Origin of the sequence: Bordetella ansorpii, from assembly GCF_900078705.1 — a bacterium.
Lineage (GTDB): Bacteria > Pseudomonadota > Gammaproteobacteria > Burkholderiales > Burkholderiaceae_B > Bordetella > Bordetella ansorpii_A.
In genome coordinates, this window is record NZ_FKIF01000009.1 from 155,023 (window position 1) to 172,869 (window position 17,847).

The following is a 17,847-nucleotide window of genomic DNA, read 5'->3' on the forward strand; positions in this document are numbered from 1 at the left end:
AGCACGTAGGCAAGCAAGGAACAACCTCTCCATGCTGTATCAATTGCACGAAATGCAGCGGGCTTTCCTGCGCCCGCTGGCCGAGTTCACCGACGCCGGCTCCCAGTGGTTCTCCAGTCCGTATAACCCTTTGTCCTACACGCCCATCGCGCGCCAGATGGCGGCCAGCCTGGCGCTGGTGCATCGCATCGGCAAGGACTACCACAAGCCCGAATGGCAACTGCACAGCACCGAGATCAACGGCAAGACCGTGGCGGTGCGCGAGACCTGTGCGCTGGACAAGCCCTTCTGCCGCCTGATCCATTTCGAGCGTGAACTGCCGCGCAACGCCGCCGCGCGCAAGGACCCGCGCGTGCTGCTGGTGGCGCCGCTGTCGGGCCACCACGCCACGCTGCTGCGCGACACGGTGCGCGCGCTCCTGCCCGCGCACGACGTGTACGTCACCGATTGGGTCGACGCGCGCATGGTGCCGCTGGCCGCCGGCCCGTTCCACCTCGACGACTACGTGCGCTACGTGCAGGCGTTCATCCGCATGCTGGGCGCGGACACCGACGTGCACGTCATCTCGGTATGCCAGCCCACGGTGCCGGTGCTGGCCGCCATCTCGCTGATGGCCAGCGCCGATGAGCCCGTCCAGGCCCGCACCATGACGATGATGGGCGGCCCCATCGATCCGCGCCAGTCGCCCACGCAGGTCAACGGCCTGGCCACCACCAAGCCGTACGAGTGGTTCGAGACGCAGCTGATCCACCTGGTGCCGGGCAACTACCGCGGCGCCGGCCGGCGCGTCTATCCGGGCTTCCTGCAGCACGCCGGCTTCATCGCGATGAACCCCGACCGCCATCTGAAGTCGCACTACGACTTCTACCTCGACCTGCTGCGCGGCGACGACGGCGACGCCGAGGCGCACGTGCGCTTCTATGACGAGTACAACGCCGTGCTGGACATGCCGGCCGAGTTCTACCTGGACACGATCCGCACGGTTTTCCAGGAGTTCCGCCTGCCCAGCGGCACCTGGGTCGTGGACGGCCAGCCGGTGCGGCCCGCCGACATCCGCAAGACGGCCCTGCTGACCATCGAGGGCGAACTGGACGACATCTCGGGCCAGGGCCAGACCCGCGCGGCCATCGACCTGTGCCGCGGCATCCCGGCCGCCCGCAAGCAGCATTACCTGGCGCAGGGCGCGGGCCACTACGGCATCTTCGCCGGCCGCCGGTGGCGCGAGACGATCTGCCCTAAAATCGCGGCATTCATACGCCAATCCTGAGCGGGCCAGCGCATCGGGGCCTGCCACGCCGCATCGCGCGTACAGGCCCCACGCCCCAGGCCATGCGCCCCGCTCTTTCTCACCGCCCATGCCTTTCCTTCCGACGCTCGCCGAGCGCATCGACGGCCTGCTGCCGCAAACGCAATGCACCAAGTGCGGCTATGACGGCTGCCGTCCGTACGCCGAGGCCATCGCCGCCGGCGACGCCGCCATCAACCGCTGCCCCCCGGGCGGCGACGCGGGCATCGCCGCGCTGGCCCGATTGCTGGACACCCCCGAGCTGCCGCTGGACACGGGACGCGGCCAGCCCGGCCCGTTGACGGCCGCCGTCATCGACGAGGCCCACTGCATCGGCTGTACGCTGTGCATCCAGGCCTGTCCGGTGGACGCCATCGTGGGCGCGGCCAAGCGCATGCATACCGTGCTGCCCGAACTCTGTACCGGGTGCGACCTGTGCCTGCCTCCCTGTCCGGTCGATTGCATCGCCATGCTGCCCGCCGGCCGAGCGTGGACGCCAGCCGATGCGCAGGCGGCGCGCTCGCGCCACGTCGCGCGCCGCGAACGGCTTGCGCGCGCGCCGGCCGAGCAGCAGCGCCTGATGGCCGAAACGCCGGAAGCGCTCGCGCCGCAAGCGGACACTTCCGTTGCTCAGGCCGTTTCCGCGGACGCCGCGACGGCCGGACTGGACGCCGCGCCGCACGCCGCGCCCGAGGCCGAGCGCCGTCGCACCGCCATCGAATCCGCCCTGGCGCGCGCCCGCGCCCGGCGACAGGCCCGCTGACCATGAACGCCGCCAAACGCCGCGAGATCTTCGCTCGCCTGCAAGCCGCCAATCCCACGCCCACCACCGAACTGGAATACGAGACTCCGTTCCAGTTGCTGATCGCGGTGCTGCTGTCCGCGCAGGCCACCGACAAATCGGTGAACCTGGCCACGCGCAAGTTCTTCCCCACCTACGGCACGCCGCAGGCCCTGCTGGACCTGGGCGAGGAAGGCCTGGCCGACTACATCAAGACCATCGGCCTGTTCCGCACCAAGGCCAAGAACACGATCGCCACCTGCAGGATGCTGCTGGAGCGGCATGGCGGCGAGGTGCCGCGCAGCCGCGAGGCGCTGGAAGCCCTGCCCGGCGTCGGCCGCAAGACCGCCAACGTGGTGCTGAACACGGCATTCGGCGAGCCCACCATCGCCGTGGACACGCACATCTTCCGCGTGTCCAACCGCACCGGCATCGCGCCGGGCAAGAACGTGCTCGACGTGGAGTTGAAGCTGGAGAAGGTGATTCCGCCGGAATACCGGCTGGACGCGCACCACTGGCTGATCCTGCACGGCCGCTACGTCTGCGTGGCGCGCAAGCCGAAATGCCCGCAATGCGGCATTTCCGACCTCTGCGAATTCAAACAGAAATCTGCCGCGTGACAGTGGGCGGCGGGGCCGCTTGCCCACCGGCTCGCGCCCCCGGGGCGGCGCCCCGGCCCCGAGGCAGCCCGGCGTCCTGTCATAAATCTTCCATATCGGCCGGGCCACGCTGCACGGCAACATACTATGAAAAACCCTCATGGATATTTGCCATGGGGGTCCGCATACTCGCCGCAACTACATAAAACGATGTTGGTATGCCGATATGGACGATGCCATCCTGGAGACAAGAAAACTGACCAAGGAGTTTCGCGGCTTCGTGGCCGTGAACGAGGTCGACCTGCGCGTCAAGCGCGGCCAGATCCATGCCTTGATCGGTCCCAACGGGGCAGGCAAGACCACCTGCTTCAACCTGCTCACCAAGTTCCTGTCGCCCACCTCGGGCAGCATCGTCTTCAACGGGGTGGACATCACGCGTGAACGTCCCGCGCAGATCGCGCGCCGCGGCGTCATCCGCTCGTTCCAGATCTCGGCGGTGTTCCCGCACCTGACCGTGCTGGAGAACGTGCGCATCGGCCTGCAGCGCAAGACCGGCATGTCGTTCCACTTCTGGAAAAGCGAATCGCGGCTGCACAGCCTGGACCGCACCGCGCTGCAATTGCTGGAGCAGGTCGACCTGGGCGCCTTCGCCGACGAGACCACCGCCAATCTGCCCTACGGCCGCAAGCGCGCGCTCGAAATCGCCACCACGCTGGCGATGGAACCCGAACTGATGCTGCTGGACGAGCCCACGCAGGGCATGGGCCACGAAGACGTCGACCGCGTCACGCACCTGATCAAGCGCGTCAGCGAAGGCCGCACCATTCTCATGGTCGAGCACAACATGAACGTCGTGTCCTCGATTGCCGACACCATCACCGTGCTGGCGCGCGGCGCGGTGCTGGCCGAGGGCCCCTACGGCGTCGTATCCAAGCATCCGGCGGTGATGCAGGCGTACATGGGCACCACCGATGGTGAACTTCAAGGAGCGCATGCATGAGCCTGCACGGCCGCCCGAAAGGCGAAATTCCCCCTTGGGGGGACGGCGCGCAGCGCCAAGGGGGCAACATCCTTAGCCTGCACGGCCGCCCGAAAGGCGAAACTCCCCCTTGGGGGGACGGCGCGCAGCGCCAAGGGGGCACCCTATGAGCACGACTACGTACGCCATGCCGCATGAAGAACGCGCGGCGGAAAAAATCCAGCCTCGCGCCGCTGCCGGCACCCCTGCCCTGCAGATCTCCGGCCTGCACGCCTGGTACGGCGAATCGCACATCCTGCACGGCGTGGACATCGAGGTCGCGCGCGGCGAGGTCGTCACGCTGCTGGGCCGCAACGGCGCCGGCCGCACCACCACGCTGCGCGCCATCCTGGGCCTGACCGGTTCGCGCAAGGGCTCTGTGCGCCTCAACGGCACCGAGTCGATCGACCTGCCCACCTATCGTGTCGCCCACCTGGGCGTGGGCTACTGCCCCGAAGAGCGCGGCATCTTCGCCAGCCTGTCCTGCGAGGAGAACCTGCTGCTGCCGCCCCCCGTGGGCGCGCTGGGCGGCGGCATGTCGCTGGCCGAAATCTACGAGATGTTCCCCAACCTGCACGAACGCCGCAACTCGCCGGGTACGCGCCTGTCGGGCGGCGAGCAGCAGATGCTGGCGGTGGCGCGCATCCTGCGCACCGGCGCCAACCTGCTGCTGCTCGACGAGATCTCGGAGGGCCTGGCTCCCGTCATCGTGCAGGCGCTGGCCCGCATGATCACCACGCTGAAGGCGCGCGGCTACACCATCGTCATGGTGGAGCAGAACTTCCGTTTCGCCGCGCCGCTGGCCGACCGCTTCTACGTCATGGAGCACGGCCAGATCGTCGAGCACTTCGCCGCCTCGCAGCTCGCGCAGAAGCAGGACACGCTCAACGAACTGTTGGGCGTCTAGGGCCTGTCTACAACAAGAAAGCCTGTCACCCGCCGGCGCAGTGCCGGCACCCCAAAACACAGGAACGAGAGGAGTCATCCCATGAAGTTGCACACCATCACTGCCGCACTGGCCTTGGCCGGCCTGGGATTCGCCGGGCTACCCGCCCAGGCCCAGGGCATTTCGGACGATGTGATCCGCATCGGCTTCATCACCGACATGTCGGGCGTGTATTCCGACATCGACGGCAAGGCCGGCCTGACGGCCATCCAGATGGCGATCGAGGACGCGGGCGGTTCGATCAACGGCAAGAAGATCGAGGTGCTGTCCGCCGACCACCAGAACAAGGCCGACGTCGCCTCGGCCCGCGCGCGCGAATGGTTCGACCAGCAGAAGGTCGACCTGCTGATCGGCGGCACCAACTCCGCCACCAACCTGGCCATGGCCGCCGTGGCCGCCGAGAAGAAGCGCCCCTTCATCTCCATCGGCGCGGGCGCCTCCGACCTGACCAACGCGCAGTGCACCCCCTACACCGTGCACTATGCGTACGACACCGTGGCGCTGGCGCGTGGCACGGGCTCCGCCGTGGTGAAGAATGGCGGCAAGAGCTGGTTCTTCCTGACCGCCGACTACGCCTTCGGCCACGCGCTGGAACGCGACACCACGGCCGTCATCAAGGCCAACGGCGGCGAGATCAAGGGCAGCGTCCGCGCGCCGCTGGCCACCACCGACTTCTCGTCCTTCCTGCTGCAGGCCCAGTCCTCGGGCGCGCAGATCCTGGGACTGGCCAACGCCGGCGGCGACACGGTGAACTCGATCAAGGCCGCCAACGAGTTCGGCGTCACCTCGACCATGAAAATGGCCGGCCTGCTGGTGTTCATCAACGACATCCACTCGCTGGGCCTGAAAGCCACCCAGAACATGTACCTGACCGACAGCTGGTACTGGGACCAGGACGACGCCTCGCGCGCCTGGACCAAGAGGTTCGAGGAAAAGGTCAAGCGCAAGCCCTCGTCGCTGCAGGCGGCCGATTACTCTTCGGTGGCGTTCTACCTGAGCGGCGTCAAGGCCACCGGCACCGACGATGCCGACGCGCTGATGAAATGGATGAAGTCGAACAAGGTCAACGACTTCTACGCCAAGAACGGCGTGGTCCGGGAGGACGGCCGCATGGTGCACGACATGTACCTGATGCAGGTGAAGACGCCCAAGGAATCCAAGGGCCCGTGGGACTACTACAAGGTCGTCGCCACCCTGCCGGGCGATGACGTCTACACCAAGCTGTCGGAATCGACCTGCAAGCTGGTCAAGAAGTAATTCTTCGGCGCCGTACCGGCGCGGCCTCGCATCATCCGCCAGGCCGCGCCGCGAACTGAATACGCTGTAATCCGCACGCGCGCAGGAATATCCACAAGATGATTTCAGTATTCGGCATACCCATACAGGCGCTGCTGGGACAACTGCTGCTGGGCCTGGTGAACGGCTCGTTCTACGCCATGTTGTCGCTGGGGCTCGCGGTCATTTTCGGCCTGCTCAACGTCATCAACTTCGCCCATGGCGCCCTGTACATGCTGGGCGCCTTCGTCGCCTGGATGGGCCTGACCTATCTGGGCCTGAACTACTGGGCCATGCTGATCCTGGCGCCGATCGTGGTGGGCCTGTTCGGCATCGTGGTCGAACGCCTGCTGCTGCGGCACCTCTACAAGCTGGATCACTTGTACGGGCTGCTGCTGACCTTCGGACTGACACTGCTGATCGAAGGCCTGTTCCGCAGCATCTACGGCGTGTCGGGCCAGCCCTACCCCACGCCCGAGGCGCTGCGCGGCGCCACCAACCTGGGCTTCATGGTGCTGCCCAACTACCGCGCCTGGGTCGTGGTGGCCTCCATCGCGGTGTGCCTGACGACCTGGTTCGTGATCGAGCGCACCCGGCTGGGCGCGCTGCTGCGGGCAGGCACCGAGAACCCGCGCCTGGTCGAGGCCTTCGGCGTGAACGTGCCCCGCATGATCATGCTCACCTACGGCTTCGGCGTGGCGCTGGCGGGCTTCGCCGGCGTGCTGGCGGCGCCCGTGCTGCAGGTGTCCCCGCTGATGGGAACCAACCTGATCATCGTGGTGTTCGCCGTGGTCGTGATCGGCGGCATGGGGTCCATCATGGGCGCCATCGTCACCGGCCTGGGCCTGGGCGTCATCGAAGGCCTGACCAAGGTGTTCTGGCCCGAGGCGTCGAGCACCGTCGTCTTCATCATCATGGCCGTCGTGCTGCTGCTGCGCCCCGCCGGGCTGTTCGGAAGGGAAAAATGAACCGTCAACTGCTGGGCTACGTCTTGGCGGCCGTCATCGTGGCGGCGCTGCCCTTCATGGGCGTCTATCCGATCTTCGTCATGAAGGTCCTGTGCTATGCGCTGTTCGCCTGCGCCTTCAACCTGCTGCTGGGCTACACCGGCCTCTTGTCCTTCGGCCACGCGGCCTTCCTGGGCAGCGCGGCCTACGCGGCCGGCCACGCCATCAAGATCTGGGGCCTGCCCACCGAGCTGGGCGTGCTGTTCGGCGTGGCCGTGGCGGCCTTGCTGGGGCTGGTGATGGGCCTGATCGCCATCCGCCGCAGCGGCATCTACTTCGCCATGATCACGCTGGCGCTGGCGCAGATGGTGTTCTTCTTCTTCCTGCAGGCGGGCTTCACGGGCGGCGAGGATGGCTTGCAGAGCATCCCGCGCGGCACGCTGCTGGGCATGATCGACCTGTCGCACGACCTGAACCTGTACTACGTGGTGATGGCCGTGTTCGCCATCGGCTACTTCATCATCTGGCGCACCGTGCACTCGCCCTTCGGGCAGGTGCTCAAGGCGCTGCGCGAGAACGAACCGCGCACGCTCTCGCTGGGTTACGACGTGGACCGCTTCAAGCTGCTGGCCTTCGTGCTGTCGGCCGCGCTGGCTGGCCTGGCGGGCGCCACCAAGTCGCTGGTGTTCGTGTCGGCCACGCTGTCCGACGCCACCTGGCAGATGTCCGGCCTGGTGATCCTGATGACGCTGATCGGCGGCCTGGGCACGCTGACCGGCCCGGTCGTCGGCGCCTTCATCGTGGTCATGCTGGAGAACAAGGTCGGCGACTTCGGCCGCGGCCTGGCCGGCCTGACCGGCATCGACTGGTTCAATCAGCTGGGCGAATCGGTCACCATCGTCATCGGCCTGATCTTCGTGGTGTGCGTGATGGCGTTCCGGCGCGGCCTGGTCGGAGAAGCGGCCGCGCTGTACGCCCGGCGACGGTCGGCGTCGGCGGCGGCGAAGGCCTGAGGCGCCCGGCGGCGGAATCGTCATCCCGCCGCGGATCCCGATGCCGCATGAGCCATGCGCGCATGGCCTGGCGCCTGCCCCTCGCTCACAGCTGCTTACCAAGCGCCGCGCGGCGGGGGCGCGGCCCCTGCCCACGGCTCGTAGAATGAGCGGCCGACCACCCCACAGCCGCCCGCAGCTTGCGGCGGCGCCTGCCCAGGAGCCCTGCCGATGCGCCTCTCCCCCCTTTCCAAACTGGCGCTGGCCGCCTGCCTCACCCTGGCGGCGGCGCTGCCCGCCGCGGCCTCGGCCGCCTCCGCGGGTCCGCAGTGCGAGGTGCAGCGCCCCGTGCGCTTCACCGGCCTGAACTGGGAATCCAACCTGGTGCTGGCAGGCATCGAGCGCTTCATCCTGGAGAAGGGCTACGGCTGCAAGACCCAGGTCGAACCCGGCGAGACCCTGGCCATGCTGACCGCGCTGCAGCGCGGCGACGTGGACGTCACGCCCGAGGTGTGGCCCGGCCAGATCGAAGGGGCCTGGAACAAGGCCCTTGCCTCGAAGAAGGTGATCGGCGTGGGCCAGGTCTACGAGGCCGGCGAAGGCTGGTACATCCCGCGCTACACCGCCGAGCGCCATCCCGACCTGAAGCGCGCCGCCGACCTGGCGCGCTTCAAGGACACCTTCGCCGATCCCGAGGAACCCGGCAAGGGCCGCATCTACGGCTGCCCCGCCGGCTGGGCCTGCGGCACGCTGAACGACAACCTGATCCGCGCGCTGAAGCTGGACCAGAGCTACACCATGTTCGCACCCGGCTCGGGCGCCGCGCAGAAGGCCGCCATCGTCTCCGCCTACAAGCGCAAGCGGGACATCGTCTTCTACTACTGGACGCCGACGGCGCTGGTGGGCGCGCTGGACCTCGTGAAGCTGGAACTGCCGCCGTTCGACCCGCAGGCCTACCGCTGCATCACCGATCCCAAGTGCGGGAATCCCGTGGCCACCGAGTTCAAGGCCCAGCCGGTCGTCACCGGCCTGAACGCGGATTTCGCCCGGCAGGCGCCGCAGTTGCAGGCCTTCTTCTCGTCCATCAAGATCTCCAGCAAGGCGATCGACGGCACGCTGGGCTGGCTGGAGAACGAAGGCGCCGAGCCCGAGGACGCCGCCAGGTATTTCCTGAAGACCCACGGCGACGAATGGAAGACGTGGGTGCCCGCCGAGGTCGCGCAGCGGGTGCAAGCCGCGCTTTAGCGCGGCCACCGCCCGCGCCAGGCCGGCTGCCCGCCGGTTCGCCGGCGGCGAGGCGCTTTTCAGCGTTGACAGGCACGGCCCCCTGATGGGCGCTTGCGTGCCTTGTTGGCGGCGGGTTGTCAGGCTATCCTTGCTGCCTTCCAAACACTTTTTGTAACAATGCTGACCGGCGCTGGCCTTTCCCCCTTCTTCTGGCGCGTGCAGCCCATCGGCTGGCTGGCACTGGGCGCCCTCGGCTTCTGGATCCGCAGCGCGGCCTTCGGCAACCCGACGCTGGCGCTGGCGTTGACCACCACGCTCGACACGCTGGGCTTCATCGGCACCAGCGCGGCGGCCGTGCTGCACGTGCGCCATGCCGGCCAGGCCCGCCGCCTGCACGTCCTGGCCGCCGCCATCACGGCCTGCATAGTGGGTGCCTTCCTGCTGGGGTTGCTGGGCACCGCGATACGAGAGCTGTTTCCGATGGGCGCCTCCGCCGTCATGCCGCGCGGCACTTTCTCGCTGGGGTTCGTCTACTACCTGGGCGTGCTGTGCATCTGGGCACTGGCCTATTACGGCTTCAGCGCCGAACTGGAGGTGCGCACCGAACGCCTGTCCGAGGCCCAGGCGCGGCAGAAGGAACTCGAACACCTGCAACGCCAGGTCGAGCCGCATCTGGTCCTGAACACGCTGCACGCCATCCAGGCCGAGATCGCCACACGGCCCGCGCATGCACAGGAACTGGCGCGGCAACTGGCCGATTACCTGGAGTACGCGCTGGACAGGAACGGCAATACGCTGCGCAGCGTGCAGGAGGAAGTGGCGGCGGTGCGGGATCTGGTCGGCATCCAGACGCAGCGCCTGGGCGAGCGATTCTCATGCCACTTTGCCGTCGACGGCGCCACGCTGGGCAAGCGCCTGCCCCACATGACCTTGCCCGCCCTGGTCGAACATGCCGTACGGCAAGGCCAGCGCGCGGGCGGCGCGCCATTCCGCGTGCAGGTCCAGGTATGGATGCGGGACTCGGTGCTGGAGATCGAAGTGGACAACCCGGGCCATCTGTCGGGCACGTTCGACCCGTCGCGGGCCGGGCCGGTGCTGGACAATCTGAATCAGCGGCTGGCGCAGTGCTATCCGGAACGCTACAGCCTGACGATGGACCAGCAGGCCGACCGCAGCGTGATTCGGCTGTCGGTGCACGGCGAGCCGAGTTTCGCCTGAGCGCCCACGGCAACCCGCCGAGAAGGCGCGATATCCCGATGCCGGAAGTGGACACGCCGGCATCCAGCGGGATGCCGGCAGCCGCCCTACTCTTTCTTGCCCAGCCCCAGATAGCTCTCGATCACGCGCGGATTGCCCGCCAGTTCGCGAGCGGGGCCGTGCAGCACGATCTCGCCGGTTTCCAGCACATAGCCATAGTCGGCCACCTGCAACGCGGCACGCGCGTTCTGCTCGACCAGCAGGATCGCCACGCCCGTCTCGCGCAGGCGCGCGATGATGTGGAAGATCTCGCGCACGATGCGCGGCGCCAGGCCGAGACTGGGCTCGTCCAGCATCAGCAGCCGCGGCTTGGCCATCAGCGCGCGGCCCACGGCCAGCATCTGGCGTTCGCCGCCGGACAGCGTGCCGGCCTGCTGGCCGCGCCGTTCACGCAGGCGCGGGAACAGCATGAACACCTCTTCCAGCGTGTCCTGCCAGCCGCGCTCCCGCGCACGATAGCGGCGGAAGCCGCCCAGCAGCAGGTTGTCTTCCACCGACATGCTGCCGAACAGTTCGCGGCGCTCGGGCACCAGCGACATGCCGGCCGACACGCGGCGCTCGACCTGCCAGCCCGACACGTCGGCGCCGGCGTACTGCACCTGGCCCGTGGCGTGGCCGGTCTGCGGCAAGGCGCCCATCACGGCGTTCAGCATGGTCGACTTGCCGGCGCCGTTGGCGCCGATCACGGTGACGATGCTGCCGGCGGGCACGCTGATCACGGCATTGGACAGCGCGCCGACCTTGCCGTAGCGGGCCGACAGGTCGCGCACTTCCAGGATGGATTGCTGTTGATCGCTCATCGCGTGCCTCCTGCCACGGCGGGAGCCGCCTGCACCGACTCGGGCAGGTCGTCGTCGATACCGCCCAGGTAGGCCTCGAGAACGGCGGGATTCTGCTGCACCTCGGCCGGCACGCCTTCGGCCAGCTTGGTGCCGAAATCCATCACCACCAGGTGATTGGTCAGGCGCATGACGAAATCCATATCGTGTTCCACCAGCAGGATGCTCATGCCCTCGGCGCGGAGTTGCTCCAGCACCTGGGCCAGTTCCTGCTTCTCCTTGTAGCGCAGGCCCGCCGCCGGCTCATCCAGCAGCAGCAGCAAGGGATCGCCGGCCAGCGCACGGGCGATCTCCAGGATGCGTTGCTGGCCCAGGGCCAGGTTGCCGGCCTGTTCGTACAGGTAGTCGCCCAGGCCCACGCGCTGCAACTGGCGCGCGGCCTCGTGCAGCAGGCGCGCCTCGCGCGCCCGGTCGGTGTGCAGGGCGCCGGCCATCACGCCCACGTCGGAACGCAGGTGCGCGCCCAGCGCCACGTTCTCCAGCACCGACATGGCCGGCAGCAGTTGCACGTGCTGGAAGGTGCGGCCCACGCCGGATTGCGAGATGACGCGCGCCGACTTGCCGTCGATGCGTGCGCCCAGGAAGCGCACCTGGCCGCTGGTGGCCGGCAGCACGCCGCTGATCAGGTTGAAGGTGGTGCTCTTGCCCGCGCCGTTCGGGCCGATCAGCCCCATGATCTCGCCCGCGCGCACCTTGAACGAGATGTTGTTCACCGCGACCAGGCCGCCGAACTGCTTGCGGATGTTGTCGACCTCGAGCACCAGCGCCCCGCCCTGCGGACGCTCGCGCTGCGGCAGCACCGGCGCCTCGGGCGGCGCGGGACGGCTGCGGCGCGAAACGCCGCCGACGCGCTCCCACCAGCCCGACAGGATGGGCCACAGGCCGTTGCTGGCGTACTGCAGTACCAGGATCATCAGCACGCCGAACACGATCAGCTCGAAGTTGGCGTCGCTGCCCAGCAGCGAGGGCAGCCAATTCTGCAACTGGTCTTTCAGCGACAGGATCAGCGCCGAGCCCAGCAGCGCGCCCCACACGTGGCCCGCGCCGCCCACCACCGCCATGAACAGATACTCGATGCCGTAGTTCAGGCCGAACGGGCTGGGGCTGACGGCGCGCTGCATGTGCGCGTACAGCCAGCCCGACACGCACGCCAGCAGCGCGGCCCACACGAAGATGACGATCTTGTACGAGGCCGTGTTCACGCCCATCGACTCGGCCATGCCGGCGCCGCCTTTCAGCGCACGGATGGCGCGGCCGGGCCGCGAGTCCAGCAGGTTGCGCGTGCCCCACAGGGCCAGCAGCACGCAGACCCAGATCAGGAAGTAGATGTTGCGGCCGCTGGCCAAAGAGATGCCGAAGAACTCCAGCGGCTGGATGCCCGCGATGCCGTCATGCTTGCCCAGCGCGTCCAGGTTGCCGAACAGGTAATACAGCGACAGCGCCCAGGCAATGGTGCCCAGCGGCAGGAAGTGGCCCGACAGGCGCAGCGTGATCTGGCCCAGCAGGAAGGCCACCAGCGCCGTCAGCACCAGGCCGATCGGCAGCGCCAGCCACGGCGACACGCCGTAGTGCGTGGACAGCAGCGCGGTCGTGTAGGCGCCCAGGCCCACGAAGGCCGCCTGGCCGAACGAGGTCAGGCCGCCCACGCCCGTCAGCAGCACCAGGCCCAGCGCCACCAGGCTGGCCAGCCCGATGTAGTTGAGCTGCGTGATCCAGAACTCGGGGGTGAAGGGCAGCAGCGGCAGCGCCGCCAGCACGACGAGAAAGACGGTCGTCAGGATACGGTTCATGATGCTTATTCCTCGTCGTCCACGTGATGGCTGCCGAACGAGCGCCAGATCAGCACCGGGATGATCAGCGTGAAGACGATGACTTCCTTGTAGGCGCTGGCCCAGAAAGATGAATAGGATTCGAGCAGGCCCACCAGCACCGAACCGGCGGCGGCCACCGGATAGCTGGCCAGGCCGCCGATGATGGCGCCGACGAAGCCTTTCAGGCCGATCAGGAAGCCGGTGTCGTAGTACACCGTGGTGATGGGCGCGATCAGCATGCCGGACATGGCGCCGATGGCCACGGCCAGGGTGAAGGTCAGGCTGCCCGACATCGACGTGCTGATGCCCACCAGGCGGGCGCCGCGGCGGTTGACCGCGGTGGCGCGCAGCGCGCGGCCGTACAGCGTCTTGCCGAAGAACAGCCACAGCGCGACGATCAGCAGCGCGCAGGTCGCCACCACGAACAGGCTCTGCGCCGACCAGGTGCCCAGGCCCAGGTCGACCTGGCCCGACACGAAGGCCGGGGTGCGCCAGCCCTCGGCGCCGAAGAACACCAGCGCCAGGCCCATCAGCGCGAAGTGCAGCGCCACCGAGACGATCAGCAGCACCAGCACCGTGGCCTCGGCCAGCGGCTGGTAGACGATGCGGTAGACCATGGGCCCCATGGGAACGACCAGCGCCAGCGTCAGCAGCATGTTCAGCCACAGCGAGGTGCCGGGGCCGACGTAGGCCGAGGTCAGCGCCAGCAAGGCCAGCGGCAGCGCCACACAGCCCAGCAGCACCTTGGGCAGGCCCGCCCAGCTGCCCGTGCGCGCGGCGCGGACCAGTTCGAGCAGGGTGACCACGCCGCCCAGCAGGGGCAGCAGGTACACGGTACCGGGCATCTTGCCGTCGACCAGCATGGCCAGCGTCAGCGCGCCGAACGCGACGAACTCGCCCTGGGGAATGAAGATGACGCGCGTGACGGCGAACACCAGCACCAGCGCCATGCCCAGAAGGGCATAGATCGCGCCATTGACGATGCCGTCCTGCAGCAGGATCAGCGCAATTGTGGAATCCATCTATACGACCTGTTGATTTTCCTGGCGCTCCGACCCCGACCGGAGCACTGCGAATACGACACACCGGCCTAGGGCCTGCTGGACACCAAAAGGAGCCTCCTTTTGACGTCGACAGGCTCTGGGGGCCGGTGCGAGGTGCTGCGGGGAAGCCCGTCGCTGCGCCTTTGCGGCGCCGCCGCGCGACGCGCCTCCCGGATGATGCCAGACCTGGCTGGATCAGATCAGAGGCCGGGCTGGTACGTCCACTTGCCGTTCTCGACCTTGACCATGACGCGCGAACGCTGGTCGAAACCCGCGTGGTCGGTGGGGCTCATGTTGAACACGCCTTGCGACACCGCCAGGTTCTTCACGCCTTCGATGGCGTCGCGCATGGCGGCGCGGAACTCGGGCGTGCCGGGCTTGGCGCCCGTCTTCAGGGCCTCGGGCAAGGCGGCCACGATCAGTTGGCCGGCATCCCACATGTGGCCACCGAAGGTGTTGACCGACCCCTCGCCGTAGGCCTTCTCGTAGGTCTGCACGTAGTTCAGGGCCGACTTCTTGACGGGATTGTCGTCGGGCAGTTGCGCGGCCACCAGCAGCGGGCCGGCGGGCAGCAGCATGCCTTCGCAATCCTTGCCGCAGACACGCAGCACGTCGTTGTTGGCGGCGCCGTGGGTCTGATAGATCAGGCCGCCGAAACCGCGCGCCTTCAGTTCCTTCTGCGGCAGGGCCGAGGGCGTGCCGGCGCCGGCGATCAGGATCGCATCCGGCTTGGCGGCCACCAGCTTGAGCACCTGGCCCGTGACGCTGGTGTCGGTGCGGCTGTACTTCTCGATGGCGGTGACGCTGATGCCCTTGGCCTTGGCGGCCGCCTGCATCACGTCCAGCCAGCCGTCGCCGTAGGCGTCGGCAAAGCCGATGAAGCCCAGGTTCTTGACCTTGGCCTTGACCATGGCGTCGGCCAGCGCACTGGCCATCAGGGCGTCGTTCTGCGGAGTCTTGAAGACCCAGCGGCGCTTTTCGTCCACGGGCTCGACGATCTTGGCGCTGGCGGCCACGCTGATCATGGGCACCTTGGCTTCGGCGGCCACGTCGACCATGGCCAGCGACCCCGGGGTGATGGACGTGCCGACCAGCACGTCGACCTTGTCCTCGGTGACCAGCTTGCGCGAGTTGCGCACCGCGGCGGTGGTGTCGGTGGCGTCGTCCAGCACGATCCATTCGATCTTCTGGCCGGCCACTTCCTTGGGCAGCAGCGTGGCGGTATTGCGCTCGGGGATGCCCAGCGAGGCGGCGGGGCCGGTGGCGGCCAGCGTGACGCCGACCTTGACCTGGGCGCCGGCCACCATGGGCAGGCTGAGCGCCACGGCGGCGGCGAGCGCGGACAAGCCAAAATGCTTGGGCATTTTTTGTCTCCTGTGTGCCCGGCAATCCCTGGAGCGGGTCGCGGGCTGGTTTAAAGTTATACAGAAAAACGGATTATAGGATTAAATCCGTATCAAATGCGACGCACGCAAGGGGCGTATCAACCCTTAGACACCTGGGGTGAAATGCGCCGATCCGCCCTTTCAGCAAACGCATTTGATAATGGCGAACCCTACTTGAGCGGGGTTCGCACCGTCAGCTAGGGGATACCCGCATTGTTCAGGCAAACCGGTCACATGGGCCGCGTCAAAGTCGTTTAACATCGCGGGTTACTCCGAACCTTTCGTCCGATCGGAGGTCGAAGATTCCATGGAAAAAGTACGCAAGAGCGACACCGAATGGCGCGCCATCCTCACTCCGCAAGAGTTCTCGGTCGTCCGTGAAAAAGGCACCGAGCGCGCCTTCACCGGCCGTTACTGGGACACCTTCCAGCACGGCATCTACCGCTGCGTGGCCTGTGGCACCCCGCTGTTCGCGTCGGACACCAAGTTCGACGCCGGCTGCGGCTGGCCCAGCTACTTCGAGCCCATCGATCCCGAACGCGTGCGCGAAGAGCGCGACACCACGCACGGCATGGTCCGCACCGAAGTGCTGTGCAACATCTGCGACGCGCACCTGGGCCACGTCTTCCCCGACGGTCCCGAGCCCACCGGGCTGCGCTACTGCATCAACTCGCTGTCGCTCAAGTTCGAGCCCGAAGCAAAATAAAGGGCCACCGCCGCGATGAAGAAGTTCCTGTTCGACCTGTTCCCGCTGATCCTGTTCTTCGCGGCCTACAAGTTCGCCGACCTGTACGTGGCCACGGGCGTCGCCATGGCGGCCTCGCTGGCGCAGGTCGCCTGGCTGCGCATCCGCGGCAAGGCCATCGAGGCCACCCACTGGATCGGCCTGGCCGTCATCATGGTCTTCGGCGGCGCCACGCTGTGGCTGCACAGCGACGTGTTCATCAAGTGGAAGCCCACCGTGCTGTACTGGCTCTTCGCCGTCGTGCTGCTGGGCGCGCGCCTGCTGATGGGCCGCAACCTGATGCGCAGCCTCATGGGCCGCCAGATCGACCTGCCCGGGGCCATCTGGGACAAGCTCAACATCACCTGGATCCTGTTCTTCCTGGCGTGCGGCGTCCTCAACCTGTACGTGGCCTTCTCCGGGCAGTTCACCGAAGAGCAATGGGTCAGCTTCAAGGCCTTCGGCCAGACCGGCCTGATGATCGTCTTCGTCATCGCGCAGTCGATCTGGCTGGGCCGGCACATCCGCCCCGCGGAAGCGGCCGGCGACGACAAGGCCAAGGACTGACCCGGCTTTCATCATGACCGACGAGACCGACCGCATCGGCCTGATCCGTGGCCGCCTGGCCGCCCTGCAGCCGCTTGAACTGGACATCCGCGACGACTCGCACCTGCATGCCGGACACGCCGGCGCACAGGGCGGCGCGGGCCATTACCACGTGCGCATCGTGGCGGCCTGCTTCACCGGCCTGTCGCACGTGGCCCGCCACAGGCTGGTGTATCATCATTTGCAAGACCTCATCCCCCATCCCATCCATGCGCTTGCGCTCGACGCACAGCCGCCTTCTTCCCAGTAAATCCCACAAAGGACAACCATGAAACGCATCATCATGCTGGCTGCGGCATGCGCTATCGCCGCGCCTGCCTTCGCGCAGAACGTGGCTACCGTCAACGGCAAGGCCATCACGCAGAAGAGCCTGGACGAGTTCGTCAAGCTGCTGGTTTCGCAGGGCGCCACCGACTCGCCGCAGCTGCGCGAGCAGGTCAAGCAAGAAATGATCAACCGCCAGGTGTTCGTGCAGGCCGCCGAGAAGCAAGGCATCGCCAAGCAGTCCGACGTGCAGACCGAGCTGGAACTGGCTCGCCAGGGCATCCTGGTGCGCTCGCTGATGGCCGGCTACCTGGAAAAGCACCCCGTCACCGACGCCCAGATCCAGGCCCAGTACGACAAGCTGAAGAAGGAACAGGCTGGCAAGCAGGAATTCAAGGTCCGCCACATCCTGGTCAAGGATGAGAAGACCGCCAACGACCTGCTGGCCCAGATCAAGTCGGACAAGACCAAGTTCGACGAACTGGCCAAGAAAAACTCGCAAGACCCCGGCAGCGCCGAGCGCGGCGGCGACCTGGGCTGGGCGCCCCCCACCAACTACGTGCCCCCGTTCGCCGAGGCCGTGCAGAAGCTGAAGAAGGGCGAACTGGCCGACAAGCCGGTGCAGACCCAGTTCGGCTGGCACATCATCCAGGTCGACGACACCCGCCCGGTGGAATTCCCGCCGCTGGACCAGGTCCGTCCGCAACTGGAAGAAATGCTGCGCCAGCAAACGCTCAGCGCCTTCCAGAAGGACCTGCGCGACAAGGCCAAGATCCAGTAAGACGGGTCTTCCGGCCTCAGTTAAAAAGCCTGCTTCTTCAAGCAGGCTTTTTCGTTCGGGCAGCCTG

The 17,847-nt window shown here is 67.3% G+C and carries 18 protein-coding genes; 14 read left to right on the forward strand and 4 right to left on the reverse strand.

What is annotated here, in order from left to right:
* Positions 1–31: 31 nt before the first annotated feature.
* From A6745_RS23470 to A6745_RS23515, 10 genes are all read left to right on the forward strand, one after another.
* The gene (locus tag A6745_RS23470) at positions 32–1,267 is read left to right on the forward strand and encodes a polyhydroxyalkanoate depolymerase (protein ID WP_066132601.1); all 1,236 of its coding nucleotides are present in this window, start codon (positions 32–34) and stop codon (positions 1,265–1,267) included.
* Between the two features lie 88 nt (positions 1,268–1,355).
* On the forward strand, positions 1,356–2,048 hold the full coding sequence (gene rsxB, locus A6745_RS23475; protein ID WP_066132604.1) for an electron transport complex subunit RsxB: 693 nt from the start codon (positions 1,356–1,358) through the stop codon (positions 2,046–2,048).
* 2 nt (positions 2,049–2,050) lie between these two features.
* Positions 2,051–2,686: an endonuclease III gene (gene nth / locus A6745_RS23480; protein ID WP_066132607.1), complete on the forward strand. Its 636-nt coding sequence runs from the start codon at positions 2,051–2,053 to the stop codon at positions 2,684–2,686.
* Positions 2,687–2,891: 205 nt separating this feature from the next.
* Positions 2,892–3,665 (forward strand): ABC transporter ATP-binding protein, encoded by a 774-nt coding sequence (locus A6745_RS23485; protein ID WP_066132610.1) that lies wholly within the window; start codon positions 2,892–2,894, stop codon positions 3,663–3,665.
* A gap of 166 nt (positions 3,666–3,831) precedes the next feature.
* Positions 3,832–4,590, forward strand: coding sequence for an ABC transporter ATP-binding protein (locus A6745_RS23490; protein ID WP_156513530.1), 759 nt, complete (start codon positions 3,832–3,834; stop codon positions 4,588–4,590).
* Positions 4,591–4,671: 81 nt separating this feature from the next.
* The gene (locus A6745_RS23495) at positions 4,672–5,886 is read left to right on the forward strand and encodes an ABC transporter substrate-binding protein (RefSeq protein WP_066132616.1); all 1,215 of its coding nucleotides are present in this window, start codon (positions 4,672–4,674) and stop codon (positions 5,884–5,886) included.
* A gap of 98 nt (positions 5,887–5,984) precedes the next feature.
* Positions 5,985–6,872, forward strand: a complete 888-nt coding sequence (locus A6745_RS23500) for a branched-chain amino acid ABC transporter permease (RefSeq protein WP_066132619.1) — start codon at positions 5,985–5,987, stop codon at positions 6,870–6,872.
* Complete coding sequence (locus A6745_RS23505) at positions 6,869–7,864, forward strand: branched-chain amino acid ABC transporter permease (RefSeq protein ID WP_066132621.1); 996 nt, start codon at positions 6,869–6,871, stop codon at positions 7,862–7,864. The genes A6745_RS23500 and A6745_RS23505 overlap by 4 nt, the downstream gene beginning before the upstream one ends.
* A 210-nt stretch (positions 7,865–8,074) precedes the next feature.
* Positions 8,075–9,088 carry an ABC transporter substrate-binding protein gene (locus A6745_RS23510; RefSeq protein ID WP_066132624.1) on the forward strand — a complete coding sequence of 338 codons (1,014 nt, stop codon included), beginning with the start codon at positions 8,075–8,077 and terminating at the stop codon, positions 9,086–9,088.
* Positions 9,089–9,247: 159 nt separating this feature from the next.
* On the forward strand, positions 9,248–10,288 hold the full coding sequence (locus A6745_RS23515) for a sensor histidine kinase (protein WP_066132627.1): 1,041 nt from the start codon (positions 9,248–9,250) through the stop codon (positions 10,286–10,288).
* An 86-nt stretch (positions 10,289–10,374) separates the two neighbouring features.
* Here A6745_RS23515 and A6745_RS23520 read toward each other — a convergent pair whose 3' ends face one another.
* From A6745_RS23520 to A6745_RS23535, 4 genes are all read right to left on the reverse strand, one after another.
* On the reverse strand, positions 10,375–11,127 hold the full coding sequence (locus A6745_RS23520) for an ABC transporter ATP-binding protein (RefSeq protein WP_066132629.1): 753 nt from the start codon (positions 11,125–11,127) through the stop codon (positions 10,375–10,377).
* Complete coding sequence (locus A6745_RS23525) at positions 11,124–12,956, reverse strand: branched-chain amino acid ABC transporter ATP-binding protein/permease (protein WP_066132632.1); 1,833 nt, start codon at positions 12,954–12,956, stop codon at positions 11,124–11,126. The genes A6745_RS23520 and A6745_RS23525 overlap by 4 nt, the downstream gene beginning before the upstream one ends.
* A 5-nt stretch (positions 12,957–12,961) precedes the next feature.
* On the reverse strand, positions 12,962–13,999 hold the full coding sequence (locus A6745_RS23530) for a branched-chain amino acid ABC transporter permease (RefSeq protein ID WP_066132636.1): 1,038 nt from the start codon (positions 13,997–13,999) through the stop codon (positions 12,962–12,964).
* Positions 14,000–14,220: 221 nt separating this feature from the next.
* Positions 14,221–15,384, reverse strand: coding sequence for an ABC transporter substrate-binding protein (locus A6745_RS23535; protein WP_066132643.1), 1,164 nt, complete (start codon positions 15,382–15,384; stop codon positions 14,221–14,223).
* 328 nt (positions 15,385–15,712) lie between these two features.
* Between A6745_RS23535 and msrB the strand changes: the two genes are divergently transcribed.
* From msrB to A6745_RS23555, 4 genes are read left to right on the forward strand one after another with little or no spacing between them, the layout of a single operon-like run.
* Positions 15,713–16,111: a peptide-methionine (R)-S-oxide reductase MsrB gene (msrB, locus tag A6745_RS23540; RefSeq protein WP_066132646.1), complete on the forward strand. Its 399-nt coding sequence runs from the start codon at positions 15,713–15,715 to the stop codon at positions 16,109–16,111.
* Between the two features lie 15 nt (positions 16,112–16,126).
* Complete coding sequence (locus A6745_RS23545) at positions 16,127–16,696, forward strand: septation protein A (protein ID WP_066132649.1); 570 nt, start codon at positions 16,127–16,129, stop codon at positions 16,694–16,696.
* 13 nt (positions 16,697–16,709) lie between these two features.
* Positions 16,710–16,985, forward strand: coding sequence for a BolA family protein (locus A6745_RS23550; protein ID WP_066132652.1), 276 nt, complete (start codon positions 16,710–16,712; stop codon positions 16,983–16,985).
* An 18-nt stretch (positions 16,986–17,003) separates the two neighbouring features.
* Positions 17,004–17,780 carry a peptidylprolyl isomerase gene (locus tag A6745_RS23555; RefSeq protein ID WP_066132655.1) on the forward strand — a complete coding sequence of 259 codons (777 nt, stop codon included), beginning with the start codon at positions 17,004–17,006 and terminating at the stop codon, positions 17,778–17,780.
* The last annotated feature ends 67 nt before the right edge of the window (positions 17,781–17,847 follow it).